This is a genomic window from Streptomyces sp. PsTaAH-124 (genome assembly GCF_000373685.1).
Taxonomy (GTDB): domain Bacteria; phylum Actinomycetota; class Actinomycetes; order Streptomycetales; family Streptomycetaceae; genus Streptomyces; species Streptomyces andamanensis.
Genome location: NZ_KB892166.1, coordinates 193173 through 210040, shown reverse-complemented (window position 1 = coordinate 210040; position 16868 = coordinate 193173). Strand labels below are relative to the sequence as shown.

Here is a 16868-nt window from a genome sequence, read left to right as displayed (position 1 = left end):
CATGGGACGCGGCGCGCGGCATGAGGGGAGGAGAGCGGGCGGGCGGTGCGCGGATCCCCGACTCGGGTTGTGGTGAACGGTTTTGTCAGTTGTCCGGTGAGCGGAGGACCCGCAGATGGCCGCGGCGCGCGACCTCCATCGGGTCGGCTCCGCGGGCGCCACCGCCGGCTTCGGCCGCGCGCTCCTGCGGGCGGGCCGCCTCGCGCACGGCGTTGGCGAGCGCCTCCAGGTCGTCGCCGCTGGGCCGGGCCGGAGCCGAACCGTCGAGGAGCCGGACGACCTCCCAGCCGCGCGGGGCGGTGAGGCGCTCGGAGTGCTCGGCGCACAGGTCGTAGCAGTGCGGCTCGGCGTAGGTGGCGAGCGGGCCGAGGACGGCGGTCGAGTCGGCGTAGACGTACGTCAGCGTCGCTACGGCGGGACGGCCGCAAGCGGTGCGCGAACAGCGACGTACAGGGCTCACGACGTTGGACGGTACCGCACTCTTGAGCGGGCCGCGACGACTCTCCACCAGGTCACTCCACCGTGTCGTGCTGTGAAACACCCCACATGCTCCTTCAACAACACCTTACTGACCAGCGTTGACGGCATATGACGGGATCCCGAACACCCCTTGTTCCGGTCACGAGTAGGTACAAACACCGTCAATTGCCTTGAGATCGGCGGCCTCGGAGAGATACGCAATCGAGTCCGAGCTTGGCCGGATCCGGTGCCGGATGACCGGTTGCCGTACGGATCGCGCGGGCGGACGACCGGGACCCGCGGCGGTGGGCGCGGCCGGACGGCACGGCGCCGGGACGGTGTCCGCAACGAGGCGGGCGGGGGTCGCGAGGACTACCCTTCACCAGTGATGGACAACCGTGTACCGCCCCGCGCCGCAGGCCCCGGGCCCCGCCGACGTGATCGCCACGGCCGGGGCATGCGCGGCCCGATCGCACCGCCCCAGGTGCCGCTCGCCGCGAGCCGCGCCGAGGTGTTCGCGGACCTGGTGCAGGACTCCGTGGAGCGCCTGGAGCGGCGGTGGCCGCAACTGGCCGACATCGACTTCCTCGTGCTGGACGTGCCGCGTCCGGCCGGGCCCGGACAGTCCTGGAGCGACGAACCGGTGCCGCTCGGGGACGCCTTCCCGGCGGAGGCCGGGAAGACGGCGCGGGTGGTGGTCTACCGGCGTCCGGTGGAGATCCGCAGCAAGGGCCGCGACGAACGGGCCGCCCTGGTGCACGAGATCGTGGTCGAGCAGGTGGCCGAACTGCTGGGCCTGACACCGGAGACGGTCGACCCTCGCTACGGCGAGGACTGACCGCACGGCATCGGCTGCACGGCACCGGCCGCGCCGCGCTGGATGTCAGCCGTGCGTGCGCGGCCGGTCGCGAAGCGCTGTCAGCCGTGCGGTGCCGCCGGCCGTGGAGCATCGCCGGTCGTGGGGCACCGCCAGCCGTGCGGTGCCGCCAGTCCTGGAACGCGGTGCCGTCATTTCTGGAGCACCGACACGTCCTCGTCGGCCTGCGGCACCGACACCGTGCCCCGGTCGTCCGGCAGGGTCTGGACGGTGAAGCCGGGGACGCCCTCCTCCGTCGCCATGAGGGTGCGGGCCCCGTACACCGGGCCGCCGGACAGCCGCTCCACCGTCAGCGCGTAGCTCCCCTTCAGACCGGACGGCCGGGGCGGGTCGATGTCCTGGGTGGTGCCCGCCTTGATCGTGTACGTCTTCGACTGGGCCGTACCGCCCTCGCTGCCCGCCGACGCGGTGACTCTGACCTGGGCGGTGGCGGTGGGCGCGGTCAGCGACAGCGTCGAGCCCTTCGCGCTGTTGTCGGCCGAGGTGGCCCGGGTCCCGATCGGTCCGGACGCCGGGATGAACGCCGTCTCCTGCTTGCCGCCCTTGCCCCGGGTCACGCGCACCGCGGCGACGACCGGAACGGCCGCCTGCCCCTGGCTGAGCACCAGCGAGCCCGCCTCGCCGCGGGTGAGGTCGCCCAGGTCGACGCCGGTCGTCATACCGCCCTTCAGGTGCACGGTCTCGTGTCCCGCGGGAGTGATCAGACCGGTCGGCGAGGCCAGTTGGACCTTCAGGTCGGTGTCGGCGTCGGCCGCGGTGAAGGCGATCAGCCGCACGGAAGTGGCGTCCTTGGGGATGCCGGGCAGCACCAGGGAGGACGCCGGGTCCGCGGCGGCGGCCAGCCAGTCCCCGCCGATCTTCTCGTCGAGGGCCTGCACCGCCGCGCCGACCCGGCCGCTGCGCACGGTCACATGGACCGTGACGTCCTCCTGCCGGGTGTCGCCGAGCGTGGACAGCAGGACCGGCTCGCTGGAGCGCGGGCCGACGGTGATGCCCTCCCCCACCTCCGACTTCACCGCGCCGTCCTTGCCGTACAGCTGGATGTCGACGACGGCGGCGGAGTCGTCGGGGTTGGTCAGGTGGACATAGTCCGAGCGTCCTGCGGCGGTGCTCGCGCCGGGGAACCAGAACTCGGTGTCCGGGGCGGTGCAGTCCATGCCCAGCAGCCCGCGCCCGGCGCCCGCCGCGACCTCGGTGGTCTGCTGCATGGTCCAGCCGGGCGCGAACTTGCCCTCGGCGGTGCCGATCAGCGCGGGCGCGTCACCGCCGGAGGTGTCCCCGGTGACCGGCTTGCCCGGCTCCTTGGGCTGGAGGGCGGGCTTGTCGGCCTTCTTCTTGCTTTTGCCCTTGCCCTTGTCTTTGTCCTTGCCCGCCGAGTTGTCGGCGCCGCCGTCCGACTGCTGGGTGGCGGAGCTGAGTTCGGCCTTGCCGTCGGCTCCGGTGCCGTTCGTCACGGGGGTGAAGGACGTGTAGGAGGTGTCGGCTATGTCCGAGTCGCTCGGTGCCGGGCAGACCAACGTGGTGCGCTCCACCGGCAGTTGGGCGGCGGCCCGCGCGGGAGCGGTGCCCGCCTCGGCGGGCCCTTCCAGCGCGGCGAACCCGGTGACGGCGGCGAGCGCGGCCGCACCGGCGATCAGGGACAGGGTCGTGCGGTTCACTGCTGGCTCCCGTCGGGGCGCTCACTGCCGTTGCCGTGCGGGTGGTGCTGGTGCTGCTGTGCCGGGTCGTACGGCTGCTCCTCGTAGGGCTGGTGGTACGTCTGGTCGTAGCCGCCGGGGGCCGGCCGGCCGCCGTAGGCGTACGGGTCGTACTGGCCGCTCTGGTACGGGTCGGCCTGGCCGCCTTGATACGTCTGGTCGTACCCGCCCGCCGTGTACTGCTGGGGCGGGGCCGCGGCCTGGTACTGCTGGTCGCCGTAGGCGCCGTAGTCGGTGGCCGCCGGGGCACCGGCGTAGGCGGTGGTGTCCCACTCGCCGTAGGACTGCTGCTGCGGTACGGCGGCCGGGGCGCCCTCCTCGTGCGCGGGCTCGGCGGCCGGGTCCTGCCCGGTCTCCTGGGCGCTCTCCTCGGCCTCCGCCTGGGCACGCAGCCGGCGGGCCCTGCGGCCCTCGCCGGTGACGGGCTGCGCGGGGACGGGCTGCTCCTCCTCGGGCAGGTCGTCGTCGACGTCGCGGCGGCGGCCGGGCAGGGCGAGCACCACCAGCACGACGGCGAGCAGGCCCTGCGCCCACAGCCAGGCGGTGCGGGTGAACGGGGCGTCGAAGGTGACGTCGAGCTTTCCGCCCGAGGCGGGGAGTTCGAAGCCCTGGGCCCAGCCGTCGACGGTGGTGCGGGTGAGCGGCTTGCCGTCCAGGGTGGCGCTCCAGCCCGCGGCGGCGGAGTCGGCCAGGCGCAGCACCCGGCCCTCGGCACCGGCCGGGACGGTGGTGTGGATCTCCACGGGACCGGCGGCGACGGGCTGGGCCGCGGCCGTGCCCGAACCGGTGCCGCCGCCCGGGGCCGCGGCGGGCACGATGGCGGCGCGCGAGACCTCCTGGTTCACCCGCCACAGGGCGCTGCCGTCCTGCTGGCTGAGCCGGGACAGACCGGGCGTGGCGTCCAGGACCCGGGTGATCTCGCGGGGGGCGCCCTTGTGCACGAGGACGTAGCGCACGGCGAAGCCGCCGAGCTGTCCGGCCTGGTCGGCGCCGGAGCCCGCGACCAGGTTGGCGACGACCTTGTCGAGCCTGCTGTTGCCGCTGCCTGCCGCGGCCAGTTCGGCGTCGCCCATGCGGACGCCGGAGCCGCGCACCAGCATGTAGCCGACGTGCGCCGGGGAGTCGCTGTCGAGGACCAGGGTCCGGGCCTGGTCGCGGGTGCTGCTCTCCTCGGCGACGAACGCGGGCACCTGCACCGGGTCGCGCCGCTCCAGCGGGCCGTCGGCGCCGCGGATCATCCACCCGGCGACGACGAGCAGCGGACCGGCCGCGGCGGCGAAGGCGATCAGCGCGGCGACCGGCTGGCGCCAGCCGAAGCTCTGCTCGGCCACGCGCGCGCGTGCCCCGTCGGCGCCGAGCAGGGCGGCGGCCAGGAGGGCGAGGCCGTAGACGAGGGTCGCGGGTCCGGCCCAGGTGGAGTCGTTGGACAGGACGGCGAAGACGAGCGACACCAGGGCGACCGTCCAGGCGGCCCAGACGGCGGCCTGGCGCTGCGTGCGCAGCAGGGCGGCCAGCGCGGCCAGGACGATGCCGATGAGCATCAGTCCGTGCACCGTGCCGGGTCCGCCGGGGGCGGCGCCCAGCAGGTCCAGGGCGGAGGCGGCCGAGGAGCCGTACTCCAGGCCGGCCTCCTGGAAGAAGCCGGACGGCAGCAGCGTCAGCGACCAGGGGGCGAGCAGCAGCAGCGGGGTGAGGATCTGGGCCAGGAAGCGCAGCAGGCGCGCCACGAGGTCGCCGCGGCGCACGGCCAGCGGCACCAGGCCGAGGACCAGCGCGAGGGGCCAGACGATGGGGGTGAAGGCGGTGGTGATCGTCAGCAGGAGGGCGTACGCCCAGGTGGCGCGCCAGCTGCCGCGCGTGCCCGCCGGGGCGGTGAGCCCGGTGGCGGCGACGCCCGCGCGGGCGATGAGCGGCAGCAGGACGGCGAGCACCGCGGTGCCGACGCGGCCGCCTGCCAGGGCGCCGGTGGTGGCGGGCAGCACGGCGTAGACGACGGCCGCCCAGGCGCGCAGCAGCCGGGACGGGATCAGGGGGCGGGAGGCGAAGTACGCGGTGAATCCGGCCAGCGGCACGGCGCCGACCAGCAGCACGGTGACGGCGAGTCCCGTGGAGCCGAGCAGCAGGGACGCGAGCAGCGCCACGATCGCCAGGTAGGGCGGCGCGGAGGAGGTGCCGCCGGCGCCGACCGGGTGCCAGGAGTCGAGATAGCGCGCCCACAGGTCGCCGGAGCCGGGCGGGGCGGGCAGCAGGGCGCCGCCCGCGAGCGCGCCGCCGCCGAGCAGGCCGCGGCAGGCGATCAGGGAGACGAGCAGCAGGACCAGGAAGAGCACCGGGCCGGGTTTGCGGGCGATGCGCTTGAGCCGGGCGAACTGCTCGATCTCCAGGAAGTCGGCGTCCTCGCCGCCGGGTCCCGACTCGATCGCGCCGCCGTGCCGGCCCGCGGAGGAGACCTCGGGGTCGGAGCCGCCGACGAGGTTGCCCGCGACCTGTTCGACGGTGGCGCGGACGGTGGCGCCGGGCGGCGGGAACAGGGGGCGCAGCTCCCCCTTGTCGATCTGCGGTGCGCCGCGCGCGCGTCGGCCCGCGATGATCCGCTCGGGGCGCAGCAGGGTGCCGGCCAGACCGCGGATCTCGTCGAGGGCCTGTCCGGGGACCTTGCCGACGAGGTAGGCGAGGGTGCGCAGCAGGGTGCCGACGACGATCCGCACCAGGACCCAGGGCAGCGCGGCGGTACGGGTGTTGACGAGCAGGGTGTAGACGGCGCCCGCCTTGTCGACCTTGTGCGGGGAGGCCGCGGTGCGGCCCACGCAGTCGACGGTGCGGCGCTCGCGGGAGGCCGCCTCGGCGTGGCGTACGACGGCGTCGGGGGCGACGAGGACGCGGTGTCCGGCCGTATGGGCGCGCCAGCACAGGTCGACGTCGTCGCGCATCAGGGGCAGCCGGCGGTCGAATCCGCCGAGCTGTTCGAAGATGTCACGCCGGACCAGCATGCCCGCGGTGGACACCGACAGGACGGGCTGCACGTGGTCGTGCTGGCCCTGGTCCTGTTCACGGCGGTCCAGACCGGTCCAGCGGCGGCCGGAGTTGGCGATGCTGACGCCGACTTCGAGGAGTTGGCGGCGGTCGTACCAGCCGCGCAGCTTGGGGCCGACGACGGCGACGTCCTCGCGGCCGAGTTCGTACTCGTTGTCGACGACGCGCAACAGGTGGGCGAGGGCGTCCGGTTCGGGGGCGCAGTCGTCGTGCAGGAGCCACAGCCACTGCACAGGTTCGCCGTGCGGGAGGTCGGGCAGGTCGTAGGCGTCGTCGCGCCAGGTGCGCGTGACGGGGTCCCAGCCGCTGGGGCGCTTGAGGTAGGGCAGTTCGTCCGGGGTGAGGCGGGGGGCGGTGCGGACGGCCTCCTCGACGGCCTGGCCGAAGCCGGTGCGGCGGGCGAGGTGGAGCACCCGGTCGTCGCCGAGGGCCTCGCCGAGGACCTGGGCGGACGCGTCGGCGCTGCCGGTGTCGGCCGCGACCGCGTACTGGACGGGGCGTTCCTGGCCGAGCAGTCCGGCGAGCGCGTCGGGCAGCCAGCGGGCGCCGTCGTGGGAGACGAGCACGGCGGTCACGATGTGCCGCGGGTACTCGGGCGGGCGGTCGGGGTCGGACTGCGCCGGGGCGTATCGCGTGGCGCGCGGGGGGTCCGACGGCGCTGCGCCGTCGTGGTGGGCTGCCGTACGGCTGTGCACGGACATCGAGATACACGGCCCCGGTTCGATGGACTGCGGTGGACGCCCGTGCCTGCTGAGGGCGGCGGGCGTCTCGGACGAGCGACCACACTACTGGCTGGGCAAGACGGCGGCCCGCCGCCTGTGGATAACCCACCTGCGACGGGCCGTTCGTGAGGATTCTGCGGGGATCTGCGCGGTGTCCGTCCGGCCGGGCGGCGCCGTCGGACAGGGGCCGGAGCCCTGCCGGGCGGCGGCCGGAGCCGGGTTCAGACGGCGGCCTTCTTCAGACGACGGCGTTCACGCTCGGACAGACCGCCCCAGATGCCGAAGCGTTCGTCGTTGGCGAGGGCGTACTCGAGGCATTCGGAGCGGACCTCGCAGGCGAGGCAGACCTTCTTGGCCTCGCGGGTGGAGCCGCCCTTCTCGGGGAAGAAGGACTCGGGGTCGGTCTGGGCGCACAGCGCGCGCTCCTGCCAGCCGAGTTCCTCGTCCGCGTCGTCGACCAGCAGTTGCTGCACCAGCTCGGTCATGTGCGCCCCTCGTCTGTCTTTCGCGTCCCCGTGATGTAGCCGTTACCGATACCGGCTGAACGACACGAGTGAAATTACAAGTGTGCTGCTCCGGGCGAGTCAAGCCGAGATCTGCTATTGGGCCCCTTATTCACTCTGCGGAACCAAGGCCATGCGGAAAGTGTTCAAATCGGCATAAACCTTGACACCCAGCAGGGGCACCGAAGGCCGCCCGCCCTGCGCGGACCCCCGTCGGTGCCCGCACCAGGAAGGACGACCTGGCGTTCGATCCCGTTCCGGCCCGCGCGCCGAAGCGAACCGGATCACAGTCGGATCACAGGATCGCAACGGCGCTTGCGCGCCCGGCTTGTGCGCCATGTGTCCCGGTCTCCCGCTGAGCAAACCTTTCACCTGCGAGATGAACCGGATGAGGTGAAACATGTCCCACATTCCGGGCAGTGAGTTGACAGCGCTGGTGTGAACCGATGTGCTTGTGGGCATGCTCGCGCACTCGGCACTCACCTCGACCCGCACCGCCGGGTCCCACGGTGCTGCCCGCGCCCGCTGTAGCTGTCGCTGCTGCGGCTGTTGAGCCCCGCGCGTCCACGCGCCCGCTCCGGCCGCCGCCCGGGTCCCGCCCGCAGAACCCGGTGCGCCCCCTTCAGCACCACGCCTGAGAACCACGCCGATCGCCGCGGATCCCCGCATCCCGCAGATCTCCGAGTCTCCCGAGGAACCACCGCACCTCATGAACAGCGACAGCGACCTCCAGATCGCCGGCGACCTCCTGGAGGTCCCGCACCTCCTCCAGGCTCCGCGCGAGCACCCGGTCACGGTGGCCGAGTTCGCCGGCCTGGCCAGGGCCGTCGCCGCCGACCGCGCCCAGTGGGAGCACCTCGTCCGGTACGACGCGACGACGCGCTGGTACCACCGGCTGCGCACCGGCCCCGGCTACGAGGTGTGGCTGCTGTCCTGGGTGCCCGGACAGGGCAGCGGACCGCACGACCACGGCCGCTCCTCCGGGGTGCTGACCGTCCTGGAGGGCACCCTGACCGAGCGCACCCGGCGGGGCACGCGCGCGCTCGCGGCGGGTGAACAGCGCGTGTTCGCACCGGGATACGTGCACGAGGTCACCAACGACGCGCTGCGTCCGGCCGTCAGCCTGCACGTCTACTTCCCGGGCCTGACCGAGATGCCGATGCACGACTCCCCCGCCGCGCGGACCGCCGCCCGGTGCGCCGCCGCGAGCGGCGGCCGGGAAGCGGCGGACGCCGTCAACGCGTGACCCGTCCGGGGCCGACTCCGGCGACCGCGTGCCCCGTTGTCGTACCCGCCTGCCAGACTTGGCCCATGCGCATTGTGGTTCTGGCAGGCGGCATCGGCGGTGCCCGGTTCCTGCGCGGTCTGAAGCGGGCCGTGCCGGACGCGGACATCACCGTCATCGGCAACACCGGCGACGACATCCACCTCTTCGGGCTGAAGGTCTGCCCCGATCTGGACACGGTGATGTACACGCTCGGCGGCGGCATCAACGAGGAGCAGGGCTGGGGCCGGGCGGAGGAGACCTTCCACCTCAAGGAGGAGCTCGCGGCCTACGGCGTGGGACCGGACTGGTTCGGGCTCGGCGACCGGGACTTCGCCACGCACATCGTGCGCTCCCAGATGCTGGGCGCGGGCTATCCGCTCAGCGCGGTCACCGAGGCGCTGTGCGACCGGTGGAAGCCCGGGGTGCGGCTGATCCCGATGTCCGACGACCGGGTCGAGACGCATGTGGCCGTGGAGGTCGACGGCGAGCGCAAGGCGGTCCACTTCCAGGAGTACTGGGTGCGGCTGCGCGCGTCGGTCCCGGCGCAGGCGGTCGTGCCGGTCGGCGCGGAGCAGGCGAAGCCCGCGCCGGGCGTCCTGGAGGCCATCGCCGCGGCGGACGTGATCCTCTTCCCGCCGTCCAACCCGGTCGTCTCGGTCGGCACCATCCTCGCCGTGCCCGGCATCCGCGAGGCCATCGCCGACGCCGGGGTGCCGGTGGTGGGCCTGTCCCCCATCGTCGGCGACGCGCCCGTGCGCGGGATGGCGGACAAGGTCCTCGCCGCGGTCGGCGTGGAGTCCACCGCCGCGGCCGTCGCCGAGCACTACGGCTCGGGGCTGCTGGACGGCTGGCTGGTCGACACCGTCGACGCGGGCGCGGTGGAGCGGGTCGAGACGGCCGGGATCCGCTGCCGCGCGGTGCCGCTGATGATGAGCGACCTCGACGCCACCGCGCAGATGGCACGGGAGGCGCTGGCACTGGCCGAGGAGGTGCGCACGGCATGAGCGGCACACCCGCCGACGGCACGGCCGACACGGGGGGCAGCGGCGGCACCGCCGGGTCCGCCGGTCCCGCCGCCCCCTCCGGTCCCGGCACGGCGCCCGCGTTCCGGGTGTGGGCCGTGCCCGGCATCCCCGAGGTGGCCCCGGGCGACGACCTGGCCAAGCTGATCGCCGCCGCCGAGCCGGGCCTCGCCGACGGTGACGTGCTCCTGGTCACCTCGAAGATCGTCTCCAAGGCGGAGGGCCGGGTGGTCGAGGCCGCCGACCGGGAGGCCGCGATCGACGCCGAAACCGTGCGGGTCGTGGCCCGGCGCGGACCGCTGCGCATCGTGGAGAACCGGCAGGGCCTGGTCATGGCCGCGGCCGGGGTGGACGCCTCCAACACGCCCGCGGGCACGGTGCTGCTGCTGCCCGGGGACCCGGACGCCTCGGCGCGCGCGATCCGCGAGGGCCTGCGCGCGGTGCTCGGCGTCGACGTCGCGGTCCTCGTCACCGACACCTTCGGCCGCCCCTGGCGGGCCGGGCTCACCGACGTCGCCATCGGCGCCGCCGGACTGCGCGTCCTGGACGACCTGCGCGGCGGCACCGACGCCCACGGCAACCCGCTCGGCGCCACCGTCGTCGCCACCGCCGACGAACTGGCCGCGGCGGGCGACCTGGTCAAGGGCAAGGCCGCCGGGCTGCCCGTCGCCGTGGTGCGCGGCCTGGGGCACACGGTCACGGACGACGACGGGCCGGGCGCGCGGGCGCTGGTGCGCGAGGCACGCGACGACATGTTCCGGCTGGGCACCTCCGAGGCCGTACGGGAGGCGGTGACCCAGCGGCGTACGGTGCGGTCCTTCACCGACGAGCCCGTGGACCCCGGTGCGGTGCGGCGCGCGGTCGCGGCGGCGGTGACGGCTCCGGCGCCGCACCACACCACACCGTGGCGGTTCGTGCTGCTGGAGTCGCCCGGGGCGCGGACCCGGCTGCTGGACGCGATGCGCGACGCCTGGATCGCCGACCTGCGGCGGGACGGCAAGAGCGAGGAGTCGATCGCCAGGCGGGTGCGCCGCGGGGACGTCCTGCGCCACGCCCCGTACCTGGTGGTGCCGTGCCTGGTCATGGACGGCTCGCACACCTACGGCGATCCGCGGCGCGACGGTGCCGAGCGGGAGATGTTCGTGGTCGCCGCCGGAGCGGGCGTGCAGAACTTCCTGGTCGCGCTGGCCGGGGAGCGGCTCGGCTCGGCCTGGGTGTCCTCGACGATGTTCTGCCGGGACGTGGTGCGCGAGGTGCTGGAACTGCCCGCCGACTGGGACCCGATGGGCGCGGTGGCGGTCGGACACCCGGACGGCCCGCCCAGACCCCGGGACGAGCGGGACCCGCAGACGTTCGTCGAGGTGCGCTGAGGCGGCCTCGCCGGGACGGGTGACCGCGCAGGGACCTGCCCTAGGCTCATAGCGACCGCCTTCGACCCCGGGAACTGATCGTGGCAGGACGTTTCGCCCCGCGCCCCCGGCCCCCGCACTCGACCGTGTCCGGGGGCCGGGCCGCCGTACCCGCAGCCGCGGGCGCGCCCGAGGTGCCGCCGGGCGGACCCGAGCGGGAGCGCGCCTGGGTGCCGGACGAGCCGCTGGACCTGGGCCTGGTCCTGGGGCCGCTGCGGCGCGGGCCGGGCGATCCGACGTTCCGGGCGATGCCGGACGGCTCCGTGTGGCGGGCCAGCCGCACCCCGCTCGGGCCGGGCACGCTGCGGGTCTTCGTCCGTGGCGGACAGGTGTGCGGGCAGGCGTGGGGACCGGGCGCCGAGTGGCTGCTCGACCAGCTGCCCGAGCTGCTGGGCGCGGCCGACGAACCGGCGGCGTTCGCACCGCGGCACCGGCTGCTCGCCCTGGCCCGGCACCGGCGCCCCGGGCTGCGGCTGACCCGCACCGGACTGGTGCTGGAGTCGCTGATCCCCTCGGTCCTGGAGCAGAAGGTCACCACGCTGGAGGCGTACGCGGCCTGGCGGACGCTGGTGTGCGCGTACGGGGAACCGGCGCCCGGCCCCGTCCCCGTGCCGATGCATGTGATGCCGGCGCCGCGCGCCTGGGCGCTGATCCCGTCGTGGGACTGGCACCGGGCCGGGGTCGACGACAAGCGGGCGTCGACGGTGCTGCGCGCGGTGCGGGTGGCCGCGCGGCTGGAGGAGGCGACGGCGATGCCTCCGGCGGCGGCCCGGCAGCGGCTGGAGGTGGTGCCCGGGATCGGGCCGTGGACCTCGGCGGAGACCGTGCAGCGCAGCCACGGCGCGGCGGACGAGGTGACGGTCGGGGACCTGCACCTGCCCGGCATCGTGGGGTTCGCGCTGGCCGGGAACCGGGACGCCGACGACGCCGAGATGCTGCGGCTGCTGGAGCCGTACGCCGGTCAGCGGCACCGGGCGGCGCGGCTGATCCTGCTCAGCGGCCGGATCCCGCCGCGCCGGGCACCGCGGATGCCGTTGCGCGACATGGGACGGCTGTGAGCCGCGCGTAGGCCCGCCGGACCGGCCCGCCGAACCGGGCCGGGACCCGCGACAGCCTGACCACGGCAGAACCTCCGTCCGACCACCGCCGTCCCGTCGCCCCGCCGCGACGACGCCGCGGCAGACGGCGGACCGGCCGGCCGCCTACTGGTCCGAGGAGAAGCGCACCGCGCCCGCCGGGATGCGCGCGTCGCACCAGATCCGCATGCCGTCGCACAGCTCGTTGTCGGCGCCGACCACCGCGCCGTCGCCGATCACCGTGCCGGTGAGGACGGAGCGGCGGCCGATGCGGGCGCGGGTGCCGATGAGGGAGTCGGTGATGACGGCGCCGGGCTCGATGACGGCGCCGGGCAGGATCGTACTGCCGGACACCCGCGCGCCCTCGGCGACGCGGGCGCCCTCGCCGACCACGGTGCCGCCGGTCAGTTTGGCGTCGGGGGCGACGACGGCGGTGGGCAGGACGAGGCGGTCGCCGCAGCGGCCGGGCACCGCCGGGGAGGGGGCGCGGCCGAGGACCAGGTCGGCCGAGCCGCGGACGAAGGCGGCCGGGGTGCCGAGGTCCAGCCAGTAGGTGGAGTCCACCATGCCCTGGAGGTGTGCGCCGGCCGCGAGCAGACCGGGGAAGGTCTCGCGCTCCACCGACACCGGGCGGCCCTGCGGGATCCCGTCGATGACCGAGCGGCGGAAGACGTAGGCCCCCGCGTTGATCTGGTCGGTGACGATCTCCTCGGGGGTCTGCGGTTTCTCCAGGAAGGCGAGGACCCTGCCGGAGGCGTCGGTCGGGACCAGGCCGTAGGCGCGCGGGTCGGTCACCTTCGTCAGGTGCAGGGAGACGTCCGCGCCGCTCTCCTCGTGGGTGCGCGCCAGAGAACGGATGTCCAGGCCGGTCAGGATGTCGCCGTTGAGGACGAGCACCGGTTCGTCCGGCCCGGAGCGCAGGCGCGCGGCGACGTTGCGCAGGGCGCCGCCGGTGCCCAGGGGCTCCTCCTCGGTGACGTACTCCAGATGGAGGCCGAGGGCGGAGCCGTCGCCGAAGTACGGTTCGAAGACCTCGGCCAGATAGGAGGTGGCGAGCACGATGTGCTCGACGCCCGCAGCAGCGGCCCGCGCCAGCTGGTGGGTGAGGAAGGGCACGCCGGCCGCCCGCACCATGGGTTTGGGGGTGTGCACCGTGAGCGGGCGCAGCCGGGTCCCCTTGCCGCCGACCAGGAGGATCGCTTCTTTCACCTGTCGTCTCCGCTTCCTGCCGGGACCGGCCGCTTCGTCCTTCGGCCGGACAGTGTAGGCAGACCGCTCTCAGCGGCCCTGGTAGCGCGCCGCGGTCGAGCGGATCGTGCCGAGCTTGGCGTAGAGCTTGCGTCCGGGGCAGTCGGTGGCGAAGCCGTCCCGGTGACCGGAGATCACGTTCAGATGGACGTTCTTCCCCTTCTTGTAGCGGTTTCCACCGCCGGACTTCAGATAGGTCTTGCCGCGCGGGTCCATCCCGTAGAGGCCGAGCTTCCACGCGGTCAGCCGGGCGACGGCCTTGAGGGCGGCGGAGGACGGCTTGGTCTTGCTGTAGGTGCCGATGACGGCGATGCCCACGCTGTCGCTGTTGAAGCCCATGGTGTGCGCGCCGAGGACGGGCTTGGCCACGCCCCCGGCGCGGCCCTCGTAGACGGTGCCGCACTTGTCGACGAGGAAGTTGTAGCCGATGTCGCGCCAGCCCATGCTCCTGACGTGGTAGCGGTAGATGCTGCGGATCACCGAGGGGGCCTGCGAGCAGCGGTAGTTGTTGCCGGTCGCGGTGTGGTGGACGAACGCGGCCTTCACCTTCTTCGTGTAGCCGAACCCGCGCGAGCGCAGTGACTCGTCGGCGCCCCAGCCGTGCCGGGTGACGATGCGCGGGCGCGCTCCGATGTACGGCTTGGCGCGCTGGGCGGCCGTGAGTTCGTCGCCGCGCAGGTCGAGCAGTTCGCGTGCGGTGGCCGCCTGGTCCAGGGCGGGGATCTCGGTGGCGCCGAGCGGGACGAGGCCGGAGTTGGCGGCGGAGGCGGCGGTCGCGGCCTCGGTCAGTTCGCCGGTGCGCGCCTGGTCGGCCTGGGGGCCCGCCGGGGGTGTGTCGCCGGGGTCGACGAGTTCCAGGCGCAGCCCGGAGGGCAGCGGGGCCGGCTGCCGGGCGCCGTCGCCGTCCGTCCGGTCCCCGGTGTCGGCGCGGACCCGCAGGTCGACGCCGTCGGAGTCGCCCACCCACAGCGGTGCGGTGGCGCCGCGGATGTGGCCAGCGGCGCGCTCGGCGGCGCCCGGGTCGGCGCCGTGGTCGGCGTTGTGGGTGTCGACGTCCTGCCAGTCGGACCAGGTGCCGGTGGCCGCGGAGCGGGTGCGGACCTGGACGGTGCCGTGCAGTTCGGTGTCCGGGTCGTCCCAGACGACGCCGACCAGGGAGAAGTGCCGTACGTCCGTGCGGTACAGGCCCTGTTCGAGGCGGGCGGCGGTGACGGACCGGCCGCGGGCGTGGCCTGCGGCGCGCACGGCCAGGGGCAGGGACTGGGTGCTGCCGGGGACGGCGGGCGCCGTCGCGGCCGGGGCCGCTCCCGGCGCCGTGGCCGGTGCGGCGGCTGCGGCGGCACCCGCGGGGACGCCCGGCACGAGGGCGAGTCCGGCCGCACAGGTGACACCGATCGAGGACGCAAGGAATCCGTATCGACGCATGCCCCCGATCTTGGACATAGTCACACATATATGTCCATCTACGAACTGACGGTGCGTCGGGTGATGTTCCCTCGAACTGATGCCCGAGCGGCGAGATCCGGGCCGCCGTCCCTCGCCGCGGGCGGCCCGCGCCGCGTACGCTGACGCGGGTGAACGCCACCGAACGCACCCCTGCCGACCTGCTGCGTTCCGCGCTCGCCGCGGATCCGGGACGCCCCCTGGTGACCTTCTACGACGACGCCACGGGCGAACGCGTCGAACTGTCCGTCGCCACCTTCGCCAATTGGGTGGCCAAGACGGCGAACCTCCTCCAGGGAGACCTGGCCGCGGGCCCCGGTGACCGGGTCGCGCTGCTGCTGCCGGCGCACTGGCAGACGGCGGTGTGGCTGCTGGCGTGCGCGTCGGTGGGCGCGGTCGCGGACGTCGGCGGGGGCCCGGGGGCCGCCGACGTCGTGGTCAGCGGGCCGGACACGCTGGAGGCGGCGCGGGCCTGCTCGGGCGAGCGGATCGCGCTGGCGCTGCGCCCGCTGGGCGGCCGGTTCCCGCAGCCGCCCGCGGGCTTCGCCGACTACGCCGTCGAGGTGCCGGGCCAGGGCGACCGGTTCGCGCCGTTCGCGCCGGTGGACCCGGAGGAGCCCGCGCTGATCGTGGCCGGTGCGGAGCACACCGCGGCCGACGTCGTGGAGCGGGCCCGCGCCGACGCGTCCCGGCTGGGCCTGACGGGACCCGGTTCCCGGCTGCTGTCCGGGCTGGCGTACGACACCTGGGAGGGACTGAGCGCGGGGCTGTACGCACCGCTCGCCTCCGGCGGCTCCGTCGTCCTGTGCCGCCATCTGGACCGCCTGGACGAGACCGCCCTGGCCCAGCGCATCGAGACGGAACGGGTCACTGCCACGGCGAGGTGACCGCCACCCCGGTCCCGCTCCCCCTCGTCCCGGCGTTTTCCCCCGTTCGGCCCAGCACCACCCCGCCTCCCCTCCCCCGAGGGGCCATCGTCGTACGGACGGGACGTCGGGAAGACAGTCGGGAAGAAGGTCGGGAAGAGGCCGGGAAGAGGGTGGTCGCGGTCGTGGGCCGCAGGGCGGAGGGTCGGGACGAGGGACCCGGGGCAGGGGTCCCGGGGCAGGGGTGCGGGTCCCGGGGGCCGTGGGGCCCGGACAGGGCGCGTCGGCCACCGGCGCCGGGCGGCGGCGCGGCGCCTGCGCAGACTCCGGGCCGCCGTGTTCGCCGCGGCCGTCCTCGTCGGCGGTTCGGCCTGCACGATCCGGACCGCGGAGAAGCTGACCGGCATCCGGGTCGACCACCACATGGTCGTCGACTTCGGCGGGTTCAAGGACCTGGTCGACGCGGCCGACGGCGTGCGGGTGTGCCTGAAGGAACCCGTCATCGACGAGGACGCCGGGCTGCGGCTGCCCGCGGGCCGGGTGACGCTCGACGGCGAGCAGGCCCTCGGCTACGTCCGGGCCCGCAAGACGCTCGGCGACGGCAGCGACACCGACCGGATGGCACGGCAGCAGCGGTTCCTCGGCGCCCCCATCGGCAAGGTGCGCGGCGACGGGGTCCTGCTGAACCCGGTGAAGCTGTACCCCGTCCTCGACGCGGCCACCTCCTCACTGACCACCGACCCGGCGCCGGCGAATCTGCGCGGTCTCCACCAACTCGTGCGCGGACTGCGCGGCATCCCCACGGAACGCGTGCGGTTCCTGACGGTTCCGCGGAAGTCGTACGCCTACGACGCCGACCGCGATCAGCTCGTGCAGCCGGAGGCCGAAAGGCTGTTCGCCCGGCTGCGTACCGACCGGCCGCTGGAGGTGGCCCCGGAGGATTCACGGGATTCCGGCGCAAACAACGGCAATTCCGGGCCGCTGGATTCCGTGCGGGGACCCGATTCCACGCCCGGCGAGGAATCGCCTGCGCAGCCGGACGACTACGTTCAGTACGTTTATCCGGGCGTCCCGGCGGACGCCGGGACCAGCCGGGTCCTCGCGGCCCCACCTTCGCCGACGCCCACCTTCACCGGCAATACCGCCGCACAGGCCCCCTGCGGGTAAAGCCGCCGCCAAGGGCGAACTTTTGTCCGGGGAGAATGGGCGGATTGCCCAGTTGTAGGGGCGTGGAATTCGTCACCGG

12 protein-coding genes and 1 pseudogene are annotated in these 16868 nt (G+C 74.4%); 7 read left to right on the top strand and 6 right to left on the bottom strand.

The features are described from left to right. Positions 1-85: 85 nt before the first annotated feature. Positions 86-508, bottom strand: a complete 423-nt coding sequence (locus B086_RS0113780; RefSeq protein ID WP_026252400.1) for a DUF3499 domain-containing protein — start codon at positions 506-508, stop codon at positions 86-88. Positions 509-847: 339 nt separating this feature from the next. Here B086_RS0113780 and B086_RS0113775 point away from each other — a divergent pair, with 339 nt between their 5' ends. Further along, positions 848-1297: a metallopeptidase family protein gene (locus B086_RS0113775; protein WP_078510080.1), complete on the top strand. Its 450-nt coding sequence runs from the start codon at positions 848-850 to the stop codon at positions 1295-1297. A 170-nt stretch (positions 1298-1467) separates the two neighbouring features. Here B086_RS0113775 and B086_RS0113770 read toward each other — a convergent pair whose 3' ends face one another. The 3 genes from B086_RS0113770 to B086_RS0113760 all read right to left on the bottom strand — a co-directional run bounded on the left by B086_RS0113770 (position 1468) and on the right by B086_RS0113760 (position 7273). Next, the gene (locus B086_RS0113770; RefSeq protein ID WP_018566997.1) at positions 1468-2994 is read right to left on the bottom strand and encodes a DUF5719 family protein; all 1527 of its coding nucleotides are present in this window, start codon (positions 2992-2994) and stop codon (positions 1468-1470) included. Further along, entirely contained in the window at positions 2991-6767 is a 3777-nt protein-coding gene (locus B086_RS0113765; protein ID WP_018566996.1) for a glycosyltransferase family 2 protein, read from the bottom strand. The genes B086_RS0113770 and B086_RS0113765 overlap by 4 nt, the downstream gene beginning before the upstream one ends. Before the next feature lie 242 nt (positions 6768-7009). Continuing rightward, a complete protein-coding gene (locus B086_RS0113760) occupies positions 7010-7273 on the bottom strand; it encodes a WhiB family transcriptional regulator (protein ID WP_003975777.1) in 264 nt (87 codons plus the stop codon). A 727-nt stretch (positions 7274-8000) separates the two neighbouring features. Here B086_RS0113760 and B086_RS0113755 point away from each other — a divergent pair. The 4 genes from B086_RS0113755 to B086_RS0113740 all read left to right on the top strand — a co-directional run bounded on the left by B086_RS0113755 (position 8001) and on the right by B086_RS0113740 (position 12047). Then, positions 8001-8537 carry a cysteine dioxygenase gene (locus B086_RS0113755; protein ID WP_018566995.1) on the top strand — a complete coding sequence of 179 codons (537 nt, stop codon included), beginning with the start codon at positions 8001-8003 and terminating at the stop codon, positions 8535-8537. Positions 8538-8602: 65 nt separating this feature from the next. Next, positions 8603-9562, top strand: coding sequence for a 2-phospho-L-lactate transferase (gene cofD / locus B086_RS0113750; RefSeq protein WP_018566994.1), 960 nt, complete (start codon positions 8603-8605; stop codon positions 9560-9562). Continuing rightward, positions 9559-10950 carry a coenzyme F420-0:L-glutamate ligase gene (locus tag B086_RS0113745; RefSeq protein ID WP_018566993.1) on the top strand — a complete coding sequence of 464 codons (1392 nt, stop codon included), beginning with the start codon at positions 9559-9561 and terminating at the stop codon, positions 10948-10950. The genes cofD and B086_RS0113745 overlap by 4 nt, the downstream gene beginning before the upstream one ends. 80 nt (positions 10951-11030) lie before the next feature. Further along, positions 11031-12047 (top strand): DNA-3-methyladenine glycosylase family protein, encoded by a 1017-nt coding sequence (locus B086_RS0113740; protein ID WP_018566992.1) that lies wholly within the window; start codon positions 11031-11033, stop codon positions 12045-12047. Positions 12048-12191: 144 nt separating this feature from the next. Here B086_RS0113740 and B086_RS0113735 read toward each other — a convergent pair whose 3' ends face one another. Continuing rightward, positions 12192-13274: a nucleotidyltransferase family protein gene (locus tag B086_RS0113735; protein WP_018566991.1), complete on the bottom strand. Its 1083-nt coding sequence runs from the start codon at positions 13272-13274 to the stop codon at positions 12192-12194. Between the two features lie 69 nt (positions 13275-13343). After that, positions 13344-14756, bottom strand: a complete 1413-nt coding sequence (locus B086_RS0113730; protein WP_026252397.1) for a peptidoglycan recognition protein — start codon at positions 14754-14756, stop codon at positions 13344-13346. Positions 14757-14887: 131 nt separating this feature from the next. Here B086_RS0113730 and B086_RS0113725 point away from each other — a divergent pair, with 131 nt between their 5' ends. Together B086_RS0113725 and B086_RS39975 are read left to right on the top strand one after the other, a co-directional pair. Continuing rightward, complete coding sequence (locus tag B086_RS0113725; RefSeq protein WP_018566989.1) at positions 14888-15643, top strand: TIGR03089 family protein; 756 nt, start codon at positions 14888-14890, stop codon at positions 15641-15643. Between the two features lie 318 nt (positions 15644-15961). Next, positions 15962-16789, top strand: a pseudogene (locus tag B086_RS39975) (LCP family protein); the annotation flags it as partial. Positions 16790-16868 lie beyond the last annotated feature (79 nt).